Genomic DNA, 13,781 nt, shown 5'->3' on the forward strand with positions numbered 1-13,781 from the left:
CATTTACGAATAGTTTTAGATTTTTACAGTTAATTAAAATTAAATAAAAAATAAGATGAGTGATTTTTATAAAAAAATATTAGACAATAATAAGAAATGGGTAGAAGAAGCATTATCAAAAGATGCCAACTACTTTGCAGATTTAGCCAAAGGTCAAACACCGCCATTATTGTGGATAGGATGTTCTGATAGTCGTGTTCCTGCTAATGAAATTATCGGAGCTAAACCAGGTGAAGTATTCGTCCATAGAAATATTGCCAATATGGTTGTTCATTCTGATATGAATATGTTAAGTGTACTAGATTATGCGGTAAATGTTTTAAAAGTAAAGCATGTTATTGTATGTGGACACTATGGTTGTGGTGGAATAAAAGCGGCCATGGGAAATGATTCCATAGGTATTATTGATAACTGGATCAGACATATTAAGAATGTGTATCGTTTGCATAATGTTTATTTGGATTCGTTTACGGATGAAAATGAGCGTTTTAATGCCTTTGTCGAAATAAATGCAAAAGAGCAAGTTTTTGATTTGTCAAAAACATCAATCGTTCAAAACGCTTGGAAAAACGGCCAGGATTTAACCATACACGGTTGGGTTTATGGTTTGAATTCCGGTTTTGTTACGGATTTAAATGTGAACATCAGTTCAAACAATGAATTAGACGAAGTTTACCAATTAAATTTATAAAAATAAAAAATCGCCTTCGGGCGATTTTTTTATTCGTTTTCGTCAAGATTTTCATTGAAAGCCGAGGGCAATAATTTAGGGATAAACTTAATTAAAATAGGGAGTAATAAGCTACCACCGGGAAGTAAGAAAATAGTTAGCGAAGGAATTGTTTTGCAGACATCTAACAATTGTTTTTTTACTTTTTTCTTTTCTTTTTCGTCCAAATCTCTTCTTGTGGAATAGGCTAATAATAGCATCAATTCTTTGCTTTGAATGATCTCTTTTATCAGTCTGTTTTTATTGCGTGTAATTAATGTGATTACACTTTGAGTGGTTTGATCATAGAAATGTTTAACCGGATTGGAGTAATTAAAATAAGGAATTTCATTCTTATGGCTCGTTATAAACTCGTCCGTACTTTTAATACTTTCGCTTACAAATGCATCGGGGATTTCAATGAGCTCGGCTAATTTATGAAGGAAATAGGTTTCTTCATTTTCAATTTTTCCGTCACTCCATAATGCCATTCCGGCCATATCGATCAAATAGTATTTTTCTAATTCAGAACTGAAATAGTCTAGATTAAGACCTTCCAGGTTTTGGACACTGACGCTCGAGAATTTACTATAGCGTACAGAAGCCTCAAAAAGTTTAATCAATAAATCATCATAATAGGATTTATGAGACTTGGTTTTTAATGCCAGAGAAACTAGGCTAATAACGGCTTCTTCAATTTTTTTTAAATATTTCTCCGGGATGATTCCGTGGATTAAATATTGACGGAATGCCAATACATCAATAAACAATAACGCATTGGTTACAATGTGAGAAAAATTTTTACTGATAATGTCTATATTGGTTTGAACCCTATTGTCAATTATCTTTTCTAAATTTAAAGAAGCGGGGCTATTGGGTAATACTTTTTTAAACAAATTAAATCCCTGCGGATTCATTGAGTTGTAAAAATCCAATGCTTTGGCAATAAAAATTTCTGGATTGTTTTCTTGGGTTGTTAAACCATAAATAGAATAAAGTGTGTTTAATAACGCTACTTTTGGAATTTCATTTTGCATCCAGCCCTTAGTTTCTATTGGAACTGCTGTTTCAAAAGAAACAATATGACCATAAATGAATCCTGTATTTCTGATATTTTGATAAAATAAATCAGGATTGCTGTAAACAGTTTGAGGAACTGTTTTTTGCTTTGTAAAATACTTGTCTATCCAACCTGATGCAGAAGGGTTAATCATTTCTCATTTTTAAAGCTGCAAAGCTATGTTTTTTTGATTAGTTTATTTAACTGAAACAACCATCTTGTCATAAAATAAATAGGATGGTTGTTTGAATTGTTTTATTTGATGATGGCAGAACAAGCTACTCTGGCTCCAGCATTTCCAGCCGGTTGGGAAACAAAATCATCACTACCTTGGTGAACAATTAATCCCTTACCAAGAATGTCTTTAGTAGGATCTTCTCCACCAATACTCCACTCATCCGTAGTCATGGAAATGGTTCCGTTTCCATTAGCATCAGCTGTAAAATTTCCTATATCGCCTCTGTGATATTCTCCTACACCCCATTTTCCATGGTTCTTAAAGGTAGGATTCCAATGTCCTCCTGCTGAACTTCCATCTGCAGCAGAACAATCTGATTTTTCATGAATATGAATAGCATGAAGTCCAGGTGTTAGGCCAGTAAGTTTGGCAACGAAAGTTACCTTTCCATTTTTTTCTGTAAAAGTTGCTGTGCCAGAAACTTTGCTATTGCTTTTTGGTTCAAAGCTAATACTTAGTTTTTTGGTGTCATTTGAACTGTTAGTGGTTTTACAAGCGACGATTATTGTTAAAATCAGAGCAATTGATAAGATTATTTTTTTCATTTTAACTGTTTTGAAGTTAGTAAATTTAGACGTAAAGTTACTTTAAATTTGATTGTAATCATTATATAGTGCGGAAAAATTATCGTAAATATGATTTCTATTTAACAGTTCTATGGGACATGTTTATAGTATTAACCCTTAATTTTGTATTAGTTTTTAACGAGTTTTTACTCAAAATCATTTAACATTATTAAGTATGAAAAAAGTATTTTTATCTCTAACAATTTTATGTCTTGCTATTGTGTCTTGCAATTCTACTAAATCTACAGTGAATAAAGTAGATTCATTAGAAGGAACTTGGGAATTGAATTACATTACGGGTCCAAGGATTGCTTTTGAAGGTTTATATCCTGATAAAAAGCCTACGATTGTTTTCGATTTGAAAGAAAATAGAGTTTCAGGTAATAATAGCTGCAATAGTTACATGGGAGCATTGAAAGTTAAAGGGAAAAAGATTGATTTTAAAGATGCCAAATTAGCAATGACCATGATGGCTTGTGAGGGACAAGGCGGAGAGATTTATATGTCAACATTGGAAAAAATTGATTCCTATTCCATTTCTGAAGATGGTAAAACCTTGAATTTTATCATGGGAGATATTGCCATGATGCGTTTTACTAAGAAATAAAACAAACAAATTGATGCCCTTAAAGGGCATCAATTTGTTTATAGCCTATTATTACTCAACCCAGAAATTATAGCTATGAAATCAAAAAAAATAATTCTAGTAGTATTCCTTTTACTGACAGTTGCTTTTGGCTTTGCCCAAGAGAAAACCAGAAAACAATTGAGAAAAGAACAGCAAATTGAAAAAGCAAGACAAATTGCTATTTTGATCGATTCCAAGGAGTTTGTTTTTGTTGCTAATAAAGCTTTTCCATTGGGATTTAGAGACATCGATTTAACAACGAATCCTAATTTTATAGCGTTTAAACCAGATTTTATTAGGAGCGAAATGCCTTTTTTTGGAAGAGGTTATAGCGGCATCGGTTATGGAGGTGACACAGGCTTAAAATTTGAAGGTAAGCCAAGTGAATTCACAATCGAGAAAGGTAAAAATACTTATGAAATAAAAGCCACGGTAAGAGGAAAACAAGATGTTTTTAATATTTTGCTTTCTGTTTTTTTTGAAGGAAATGCAAGGCTTACGATTAGTTCTAATAATCGCAGCTCAATTTCTTACAATGGTGAAATATCAAAGATAGAAAAGAAAGAGGACAAGTAGTTTGTTCCAATAATATAACCTTAATTAAATTACAATTATGAAGTATGGTGTTTTTATGATTTTTTGTTTGTCTTTAGTGCTATTTAGTTGTAAAAATGAGAAAGCAAAAGATGAAGTTCAGGCTGCGTCAACTGATACAACGGTAGTGGATATCCACAATTCACAAATTGCTTTAGATTGGCCAGGGATTTATAAAGGGGTTATTCCTTGTGCTGATTGTGTGGGAATTGAAACAGAGGTAATTCTTAATGAAGACATGACTTTTGTTATGAGAACAAAATATCTAGGTAAAGGTGACCAAAAAATATTTGAAGAAAAGGGGACTTTTGTTTGGGACAAAACAGGTTCAATTGTTTCCTTAAAAGGAATTAATGAAACACCTATTCAATATAAGGTCGCCGAAAACAAACTGATACAATTAGATATGGAAGGCAATACAATTAGTGGCTCCTTAGCTGATAATTATATTTTGACAAAATAATCAGTTTAAAAAAGTTTAAAAAAAAACCGTCTCGTTTATTTAAACTTGACGGTTTTTCAGCATTTTGAATTAGTATCGGTTTTTGCTATTAAAAGCAATATTCGTTTTCGGCAACTATTTTAGTCGTAATCACTTCTCTTAATCCAACAATATTAGGCATATTGGTGTATTTTGTGAAACGTCTCAAGCCCATCAACATCATGCGTTGTTCATCGCCTTCGGCAAATGAAATTACACTTTCTTTTCCTTTTTGAGTTACAATATCCACGGCTTTGTATAAATAAAGTTTAGCCATTGCAATTTGTTCCTGTACTTTGTCTTCACCTTCTTTTTTGGCTAATTTTTCCGTTCTCAGAATTGTACTTTCAGCCATATAGATTTCAATCAAAATATCTGAAGCCGCCATCAATAATTGTTGGTGTCCTTCTAAATCTGGACCGTATTTTTGGACAGCACCTCCGGCAACCATTAAGAATGCTTTTTTTAGTTTTCCAATCATTTCTTTCTCTTCTGCAAATAATTCAGAATAATCAGGAGTGTCAAATGAAGGTATGCCCATCAATTCCTCTTGAACTTTAGAAGCTGGTCCCAGCAAATCAACATGGCCTTTCATGGCTTTTTTGATAAGCATACCCACGGATAGCATTCTGTTGATTTCGTTTGTTCCTTCATAGATACGAGCAATACGCGCATCTCTCCAAGCACTTTCCATTGGTGTGTCTTCTGAGAATCCCATTCCGCCAAAGATTTGGATTCCTTCATCAGCACAGTTTTGAATGTCTTCAGAAACAGCTACTTTTAGAATAGAACATTCAATAGCGTATTCTTCGACTCCTTTCAATTCTGCCTCCTGATGTGTAGCACCTTCAGCTTCGCGGGCAATAATACGATCTTCTATATCTTTTGCAGCACGATAAGTAGCACTTTCTCCGGCATAACAACTCGTTGCCATTTCGGCTAGTTTGTAACGGATGGCTCCAAATTGAGCAATAGGAGTGTTAAATTGGATTCTTTCATTAGCATATTTAACTGAACCAGAAATTACTCTACGTTGTGCATCTAAACAAGCTGCAGCTAATTTGATACGACCTACGTTCAATGCATTCATGGCAATTTTAAATCCATTTCCTCTTTCAGAAAGCATGTTTTCAACAGGAACTTTGGTTTCATTAAAGAAAACCTGACGAGTAGAAGAAGCACGGATACCAAGTTTGTGTTCTTCTTCATTCATAGAAATTCCGTTATCAGCAGTATTTTCTACGATGAATCCCGTAATATTTTTATCATCACCAATACGGGCAAAAACGATGAATAGAGAACAGAATCCTGCATTCGAAATCCACATTTTTTGACCTGTAATCGAATAGTATTTTCCGTCTTCAGACAAAACTGCTTTTGTTTTTCCGGAATTAGCATCAGATCCTGCACCCGGTTCTGTCAAGCAATACGCACCAAACCATTCGCCAGTAGCTAATTTAGGTACGTATTTTTGTTTTTGTTCTTCCGTTCCGTATAAGGTGATTGGCATGGTTCCAATTCCTGTATGCGCACCAAAAGCTGTTGAAAACGAACCTGTAGCTCCCGAAATATAATCGCAAACTAAAACGGTGTTTACAAATCCCATTCCCATTCCGCCGTAAGCTTCAGGAACAGCCACGCTTAAAAAGCCTAGATCTCCCGCTTTTTTCATACTTTCTTCGGTAAAAGCGTAATCCTTTTTCTCAAAACGATCTTTGTTAGGCCAAAGTTCTTTATCAACAAACTCTTTTACAGAGTCGCGCATCATTAATTGTTCTTCATTGAAATCTTCAGGAGTGAAGATGTTTTCGCACTTAGTTTCTTTTACAAGGAATTGACCTCCTCTGGTTACGTCGCTCATGACTTTGTTAGTTTAAATTTTGAATTATAAATTTTAAATTATTTTGTATTGTCTTCCTGAGAAGTTTTAATAATTTTTGTTATTATATTTATTATGTGTTCAATTTCAATTAAATAATTTGACATCGATATTGTTGTCAGATTGGATTTGTCTAATAAACGCAACCAGTATTTAGTTTCTCTCGCTTCCTTCGAAGCTATTGCCATTTTATGAATGAAATCTTTTCTTGATTGGGCTGCGATTGCTTCTTCTACATTAGCTCCAATGCTTGTTGCAGAGCGTAGGATTTGTTTAGAAATTATGAATTCGTTTTCGTTTTTTAATTGGACAAAAAGATTTACTATCGTTAATGCAAAATCAAAAGTTTTTGTAGCAATTATATTTTCTTTCATTCCATTCAAAATTTAGAATTCATCATTTAAAATAAATCTAAAGAAGCTCATATATCCCTGCAGTCCCTTGTCCGGTTCCTACACACATGGTAACGATTCCGTATTTGCTATCTCTTCGTTTCATTTCATCGAATAATTGAACAGACAATTTGGCTCCGGTACATCCTAGTGGGTGACCTAAGGCGATTGCTCCACCGTTTACATTTACGATATCAGGATTTAATCCCAATTCACGAATTACAGCCAAGGACTGAGATGCAAATGCTTCGTTTAACTCTATTAAATCAATGTCTTTTAATTGTAAGCCAGCTTGTTTTAAGGCTTTTGGAATTGCTTTTACCGGTCCAATTCCCATAATTCTAGGTTCAACACCCGCCGAAGCAAAGTTGACTAATCTTGCAATTGGTTCTAGGTTCAATTCTTTTACCATTTCTTCACTCATTACAAGAACAAAGGCAGCACCGTCACTCATTTGCGAAGAGTTTCCAGCTGTCACACTTCCATCTGCGGCAAATACGGCTCTAAGACCCGCTAAGGCTTCTTTAGATGTTCCTGCTCTTGGACCTTCGTCTTTGTTTACAACATAGGATTTAGTTTCCTTTTTTCCATTTTCGTTGATGAATGTTTGCTCAATAGTGATTGGAACAATTTGTTTGTCAAATTTCCCTTCTGCTTGTGCTTTCAAGGCTTTCATGTGCGAATGATAAGCAAACTCATCTTGATCTTCTCTGGAAACATTAAATTGTTTGGCAACGGCTTCCGCTGTTAATCCCATTCCCCAATAGTAGTCTTCGTTTCCTGCTTTTGCAACCGCATAATCCGGAGTTGGTTTGTAGCCTCCCATTGGAATAAAACTCATGCTTTCGGCACCTCCTGCAATAATACAATGTGCCATTCCTGATTGGATTTTGGCTGTTGCCATCCCAATAGTTTCTATTCCCGAGGCACAGTAGCGGTTGACGGTTACACCAGGAACGTCTTCGATTTTTAATCCCATCAATGAGATCAAACGAGCTACGTTCAAACCTTGTTCTGCTTCCGGCATGGCATTTCCTACCATCACATCATCAATACGCGTTTTGTCAAAGTCAGGCAACTCATTCATCATATATTGAATGGTTTCTGCGGCCAACTCATCAGGTCTTTTAAATCTAAAAACTCCTTTTGGTGCTTTCCCAACGGCAGTTCTGTATGCTTTTACTATATAGGCTGTTTTCATTTATAAAAAGTATTAAGATTGGAGAATTAAGTATTAAGATTTTCCAATCGTTATTTGTTAATTGTTTTTAGAGATTTTTGAAGTGCAAAATTCATGTTGCACACTTCTACCAAATTATGGATGATTGGTGTAACTTTTTCCTCTTCAACTAAATCTAAGCGTTTTGAAATCATTAATTGAGTTATTAATTCATAAGTCGAACCATTTGCAATACCAAGAAAATGTACAAATTCATTATTTGAATTTCTTCCTGAACCTTCAGTAATATTTGAAGGAATAGAAACGGCACATTTTTTAATTTGATATGTTAAGTTAAATTTTTCATCAGAAGGTAATTCTGAAGTGACTTTATAAATATCTACTGCAATATCCATTGCTTTTTGCCAGATTTTCAGTTTTTCAAATTGATGCATAATTTTAGGTCTTAATACTTAATTCTTGATACTCAATACTAATTTCTCAACGGTTTCCCTTTGGTTAACATGAATTGAATTCTTTCCAATGTTTTTCTTTCGGTACACAATGACAAGAAAGCTTCACGTTCTAAATCCAATAAATATTGCTCGCTTACTAATGTTGGCTCCGATAAATCTCCACCAGCCATTACATAAGCCAGTTTGTTAGCGATTTTTTGATCGTGTTCTGAGATGTATTTACCCGCTTCCATTTGGTCTGTTCCTACTAAAAACATTCCTAGAGCTTGTTTTCCAAGAACTTTTACATCCGTTCTGCGAATCGGTTGTGTATAACCCGCTTCGGCCATTATCAAGGCATGTTTCTTAGCTTCGGCAATCTGGCGGTCTTTGTTTACTACGATAAGGTCTTTTCCTTGCTGTAATAATCCCGTGTCAAACGCTTCGTAACCGGAAGTAGATACTTTTGCCATAGCAATCGTCAAGAAATATTCTTGCAACACATTCAGCTCAACATCATTTTTATGGAACAAATCAGAAGCTCTTAAAGCCATCTCTTTCGATCCACCACCACCTGGGATCACACCAACACCAAATTCCACTAATCCCATGTAGGTTTCTGCAGCAGCGACCACTTTATCTGCATGCAAACTCATTTCGCAACCTCCACCAAAAGTCATTCCGTGAGGAGTAACCACCACTGGGATTCCGGAGTAACGCACGCGCATCATCGTATCTTGGAACATTTTTATGGCCATATTCAGCTCATCGTATTCTTGTTCCACCGCCATCATGAAAATCATTCCAATATTAGCACCTACAGAGAAATTTGCTGCTTGGTTACCAATTACTAAACCTTGGTATTCTTTTTCGGATAAATCGATTGCTTTATTGATGGCTTGTAAAACATCGCCACCAATCGTATTCATTTTAGATTGGAACTCTAAGTTCAGGATTCCGTCTCCTAAGTCTTGGATGATAGCACCGCTATTGCTCCATACTTTTTTGCTTTCGCGTATGTTGTTCAGGATGATAAAGGCATCTTGTCCTGGAACTTTTGTTTGTGATTTTGTAGGGATATTGTAGAAATAAGTAGCGCCTTCTTTTACAGAATAGAAGCTTTTGCTTCCAGAAGCGATCATCTCATTGACCCAGGCTGCAGGAGCAAGTCCTTCGGCTTTCATGATTTCAATTCCTTTTTCAACTCCAATAGCATCCCAAATTTCGAAAGGTCCATTTTCCCAACCGAAACCAGCTTTCATAGCATCATCTATTTTGTATAATTCATCTGAGATTTCAGGAATTCTGTTCGAAACATAAGCAAACATTCCGGCGAAACTCTTACGGTAGAATTCACCTGCTTTGTCTTTCCCTTTTACCAAAACTTTAAAACGGTTGATGGGTTTATCAATTGTTTTTGTCAATTCTAAAGTAGCAAAAGAGGCTTTTTTAGCGGCTCTGTATTCCAAAGTATCTAAATCCAAAGTCAGGATTTCTTTTCCTTCTTTTTTATAGAATCCTTGTCCTGTTTTGCTTCCCAACCATTTGTTTTCCATCATTTTGTTGACGAAATCCGGAAGTTTGAACAAATCGTGTTGCTCGTCAGTTGGACAGTTTTCATAGATTCCGTTAGCCACATGTACTAAAGTATCTAATCCTACAACATCAACGGTTCTGAAAGTAGCCGATTTTGGTCGACCAATTACAGGACCAGTTAATTTATCTACTTCTTCAATCGTTAATCCCATTTCTTTTACCAAATGGAACAAACTTTGAATCCCATAGATACCGATACGGTTTCCGATAAATGCAGGAGTATCCTTGGCAACAACCGAAGTTTTGCCTAAGAATTTTTCTCCGTATGTAGTAAGAAAGTCTAAAACTTCAATTGAAGTTTGTGGACCAGGAATGATTTCGAATAATTTTAAGTAGCGCGCAGGATTAAAAAAGTGGGTTCCGCAAAAGTGTTTTTGAAAATCGTCACTTCTTCCTTCACTCATAAAGTGAATAGGAATTCCAGATGTATTTGAAGTAACCAAAGTCCCCGGTTTTCTGAATTTTTCAATTTGTTCAAAAACCATTTTTTTAATATCCAAACGCTCTACAACCACCTCGATAATCCAATCTACATTGGCAATTTTTGCCATGTCATCGGTCGTATTTCCCGTCGTAATTCGGCTGGCAAATTTCTGGTTGTAAATTGGGGAAGGTTTCGATTTTAAAGCATTTGTTAAGTGATCGTTTACTAAACGATTGCGTACAACTTTACTTTCTAGTGTTAATCCTTTTTTTGTTTCTGCTTCGGTGAGTTCACTTGGAACGATATCGAGAAGTAATACTTCGAGACCAATGTTAGCAAAATGACATGCAATTCCCGAACCCATAATTCCGGATCCGACTACGGCAACTTTTTTAATAGCTCTATTCATTTTCTACTTTTTCGGTTTGATTAAATATATTTTTATTTTGAATTAATTCGTTGATTATTTCGGCGACTTCCATGAAATGATCTAGTTTTTCTTCTGAAACATGTTGTCTGATGGTTTCGTTAAATTTTAAAACGGTATTTTTAGACAGCTCTCTTTTTTCTTTACCAAAATCAGTCAGGTAAATTAGGACACCACGACCGTCATCTGGATTTTTTTTTCTGATGATTAGTCCTTTTTCCTCCATTGATTTTAAGGTTCTGGTCAGGCTTGTTGCCTCCATTCCCATTTTTGGACCTAATGAAGTAGAAGGGGTTCCTTTGTTTTTGTCCATGCTAAGCAAGGCAAAACCTGTTGCCATTGTAGCTCCATATTTAGAAGCCTCTTCATTATACATTCTTGATACTGCTTGCCAAGTCGCCCTTAAAGCATAATCTATCGTTTTGTCTTTCATATCTCTAACCATATCGATTTCAAATATAATAAAAAAATACTATGCACGCATAATAAAATTAAATTATTTTTCTGTTAAAAGTTTTAATTATATAAAAAACTCCTCACAATTGGAGGAGTTTTGGGCCATATTTGTTCGCTATTTTAATTTTCCATTGACTGCGGCAATCACAGCTCCCACAAAAGCACCCATTAGTATTGATATGGCAATGTCTATAGATATGTTTTCAAAATTGGGTGGCATATTTGAATACATGAAAAAATTCATGGACAAGCTTGTAAATAAGCCAATTGTTGCACCTGTTTTAAAACCCGTCATGGGATTTGTAATGCCGGCCCATTTGGTAAAAATATAAGCCATAAATAAACCAAAAGTGATGTATCCTAAAAAGATAAACAATAAATTGGTGTTTTCGTTTTGGGGATATAAATTCTTAAAAAGAAACCCATACAAAAGCCATCCTAAAAGAAAGTTGGTAATGCCTCCAAAAACACCTGAAACTAAAAAGTTTTTATTATTCATAGCTTTGTTAAATCGTATCGATTAGTAGTTAAAAGTATTAAAAATATAATGAAATTACTATAAAAACAATTAATAAGTGACTATTTGGTATTTAATGTGTTGTTTTTTTTGTAATTGTGTGTTTTATTGAGATTTCTGTTTTTAAAAAATGTTTCTAAAATGAGCACGCCCCTAGGGTAATTTGTGGTGTTTTTATAATAAATTATAACTAAAAAAAAAGCTGCCCTTTATTGGAATTATCTTCTTTCTTATTGAATTTTGAAAGTGAGATAATACCAGTAAAGGGCAGTTTGTAATTGGTCGCTAATTTATAGTTTGTTAACCATATATTTTGTGGAATAAATCAGCATATTTTTCCATTATAATTTTTCGTTTTAGTTTCAATGTAGGAGTCAATTCTCCGCCTTCGATTGACCAAATTTCTGGTGTAAGTTCAAAGCGTTTTATTTTTTCCCAGTTACCGAATTTTTCGTTAGAGTGATCAATTTCTTCTTGAATTCTAGCGATTACTTTTTCATTGGAAACAATTTCTTCATTGCTTTTTCCTATGTTGAACTTGTGAATATTTGCCCACTCTTTTATAAAATCAAAATTAGGTTGAATGAATGCTGCTGGCATTTTTTGGCCATCACCAATCACCATAATTTGATCGATGAAACGGGATTGTTTCAAGGTGTTTTCAATAATTTGCGGTGCGATGTATTTTCCTCCAGAGGTTTTAAACATTTCTTTTTTACGATCGGTAATTTTAAGAAATCCTTCTTCGTCAATATTGCCTATGTCGCCTGTGTGGAAATAACCGCCTTGTAAGGCTTCGGCTGTTTTTTGCTCGTCTTTGTAATAGCCCATCATAACATTAGGTCCTTTGCAAAGAATTTCCCCGTCTTCGGCTATTTTTACTTCTACATTATCAATTACTTTACCTACAGTTCCTATTTTGAATCCTTTGTTCCTCATATCATTTACGGATATTACAGGAGAAGTTTCGGTCAGTCCGTATCCTTCCATAACCGGAATACCCGCGGCGGCAAAAATTTGGGTTAATCGTGGCTGTAAAGCAGCGCTACCGGAAACCATTAAATCTAAGTTTCCGCCAAGACCTTCTTGCCATTTACTGAAAATTAGTTTTCGGGCAATCTTAAGTTGGAATTCGTACCAAAAACCATTGGCGCCATAAGGTTGGTAACGCAATCCTAAATCAATGGCCCAAAAGAATAATGTCTTTTTAATCCCTGTAAGTTCTGCGCCTTTGGCGTAAATTTTATCATATACTTTTTCAAGTAATCTTGGAACAGCCGTGATTACTGTAGGCTTTACTTCTTTTAGGTTGTCACTGATTTTGTCTATAGCTTCTCCAAAATATACTGAAACACCATAATATTGATATAAATACAAAATCATTCTTTCAAAAATATGGCATATCGGTAGGAAACTCAAGGCACGACTATTACCTGCTTCAAATGGGATTCTTGTTGCGCTACTTAATACATCTGAAACAATATTATTATGCGAAAGCATTACGCCTTTGGGTCTGCCAGTGGTTCCAGAGGTGTAAATAATAGTTGCCAGATCCTCAGCTTTTACACTATTTTTTCTGTTTTCAACTTCATCTTGATTGCTTTGGTCTTCGCCAAGAGTCAATAATTCTTTCCAGTTTTTGCAACCTTCAATAGTGTTAAAACAATATACATCTTTCAAATAAGGGACTTTGGCTCTAATTAGGTTTACTTTTCGTAGCACTTCTTCGTCCGAAACAAAACAATAGCTAGCTTCTGAATGATTCAATATGTATTCATAATCATCTTCCGATATTGTTGGATATATGGGCACAGTTTGTGCAGCTGTTTGTAAGATACCAATATCCATAATATGCCATTCCGTTCTATTGTTAGTTGAAATTAGGGCAATTTTATCGTCTTTTTGAATTCCCAATCGCAAGAGTGCTCTGGAAATTGTATTGGATTTAGCGATGTACTCTTGGGTAGAAGTTTTCTCCCAAATGCCGTTTTGTTTAGTTACCAGCGCATCTGGAATCGAATTGTATTTATCTTGCTGGTAATACGGAAAATCAAAAAGTCTGGTTACTGAAATCATTATAAAAAGATTGAATTTTATTGCAAATTAATTAAAATTTAATAATAAAGATTGCTTTTTTAAATTTTAAATAGAAAAATTAAGTTGCGGCAGTTGTCTTTTACGAAATCGATTTTTAAGTATT

General features: G+C 34.8%; 14 protein-coding genes. 4 read left to right on the forward strand and 10 right to left on the reverse strand.

Annotated features, from left to right (window positions below; all coding sequences use genetic code 11):
- The first annotated feature begins 55 nt into the window (after positions 1–55).
- Entirely contained in the window at positions 56–691 is a 636-nt protein-coding gene (gene can, locus BUB25_RS06240; protein WP_072941860.1) for a carbonate dehydratase, read from the forward strand.
- Between the two features lie 29 nt (positions 692–720).
- On the opposite strand, the gene BUB25_RS06245 is transcribed toward can, so the two are convergent.
- Entirely contained in the window at positions 721–1,923 is a 1,203-nt protein-coding gene (locus tag BUB25_RS06245) for an LETM1-related biofilm-associated protein (protein WP_072941863.1), read from the reverse strand.
- A gap of 101 nt (positions 1,924–2,024) precedes the next feature.
- Positions 2,025–2,552 carry a superoxide dismutase family protein gene (locus BUB25_RS06250; RefSeq protein WP_072941865.1) on the reverse strand — a complete coding sequence of 176 codons (528 nt, stop codon included), beginning with the start codon at positions 2,550–2,552 and terminating at the stop codon, positions 2,025–2,027.
- A 196-nt stretch (positions 2,553–2,748) separates the two neighbouring features.
- Here BUB25_RS06250 and BUB25_RS06255 point away from each other — a divergent pair, with 196 nt between their 5' ends.
- The 3 genes from BUB25_RS06255 (at position 2,749) to BUB25_RS06265 (ending at position 4,258) form a co-directional block, all read left to right on the forward strand.
- Positions 2,749–3,180, forward strand: coding sequence for an META domain-containing protein (locus BUB25_RS06255; protein WP_072941869.1), 432 nt, complete (start codon positions 2,749–2,751; stop codon positions 3,178–3,180).
- A 75-nt stretch (positions 3,181–3,255) separates the two neighbouring features.
- On the forward strand, positions 3,256–3,777 hold the full coding sequence (locus BUB25_RS06260) for a DUF4251 domain-containing protein (RefSeq protein ID WP_072941872.1): 522 nt from the start codon (positions 3,256–3,258) through the stop codon (positions 3,775–3,777).
- A 37-nt stretch (positions 3,778–3,814) separates the two neighbouring features.
- Positions 3,815–4,258 (forward strand): copper resistance protein NlpE, encoded by a 444-nt coding sequence (locus BUB25_RS06265; protein ID WP_072941875.1) that lies wholly within the window; start codon positions 3,815–3,817, stop codon positions 4,256–4,258.
- 88 nt (positions 4,259–4,346) lie between these two features.
- On the opposite strand, the gene BUB25_RS06270 is transcribed toward BUB25_RS06265, so the two are convergent.
- The 8 genes from BUB25_RS06270 to BUB25_RS06305 all read right to left on the reverse strand — a co-directional run bounded on the left by BUB25_RS06270 (position 4,347) and on the right by BUB25_RS06305 (position 13,657).
- Positions 4,347–6,137 carry an acyl-CoA dehydrogenase family protein gene (locus BUB25_RS06270; RefSeq protein ID WP_072941877.1) on the reverse strand — a complete coding sequence of 597 codons (1,791 nt, stop codon included), beginning with the start codon at positions 6,135–6,137 and terminating at the stop codon, positions 4,347–4,349.
- 38 nt (positions 6,138–6,175) lie between these two features.
- Positions 6,176–6,529, reverse strand: a complete 354-nt coding sequence (locus tag BUB25_RS06275; protein WP_072941880.1) for a four helix bundle protein — start codon at positions 6,527–6,529, stop codon at positions 6,176–6,178.
- Positions 6,530–6,566: 37 nt separating this feature from the next.
- Positions 6,567–7,748, reverse strand: coding sequence for an acetyl-CoA C-acyltransferase (locus tag BUB25_RS06280; RefSeq protein ID WP_072941883.1), 1,182 nt, complete (start codon positions 7,746–7,748; stop codon positions 6,567–6,569).
- Between the two features lie 50 nt (positions 7,749–7,798).
- Positions 7,799–8,161 (reverse strand): four helix bundle protein, encoded by a 363-nt coding sequence (locus BUB25_RS06285; RefSeq protein ID WP_072941886.1) that lies wholly within the window; start codon positions 8,159–8,161, stop codon positions 7,799–7,801.
- Between the two features lie 38 nt (positions 8,162–8,199).
- On the reverse strand, positions 8,200–10,590 hold the full coding sequence (locus BUB25_RS06290) for a 3-hydroxyacyl-CoA dehydrogenase/enoyl-CoA hydratase family protein (protein ID WP_072941890.1): 2,391 nt from the start codon (positions 10,588–10,590) through the stop codon (positions 8,200–8,202).
- A complete protein-coding gene (locus BUB25_RS06295) occupies positions 10,583–11,041 on the reverse strand; it encodes a MarR family winged helix-turn-helix transcriptional regulator (RefSeq protein ID WP_072941894.1) in 459 nt (152 codons plus the stop codon). The genes BUB25_RS06290 and BUB25_RS06295 overlap by 8 nt, the downstream gene beginning before the upstream one ends.
- 138 nt (positions 11,042–11,179) lie before the next feature.
- A complete protein-coding gene (locus BUB25_RS06300; RefSeq protein ID WP_072941898.1) occupies positions 11,180–11,563 on the reverse strand; it encodes a hypothetical protein in 384 nt (127 codons plus the stop codon).
- A gap of 318 nt (positions 11,564–11,881) precedes the next feature.
- Positions 11,882–13,657, reverse strand: coding sequence for an AMP-dependent synthetase/ligase (locus tag BUB25_RS06305; RefSeq protein WP_072941902.1), 1,776 nt, complete (start codon positions 13,655–13,657; stop codon positions 11,882–11,884).
- Positions 13,658–13,781: the final 124 nt, after the last annotated feature.

It is taken from the genome of Flavobacterium granuli (assembly GCF_900129705.1).
Taxonomy (GTDB): Bacteria; Bacteroidota; Bacteroidia; order Flavobacteriales; family Flavobacteriaceae; genus Flavobacterium; species Flavobacterium granuli.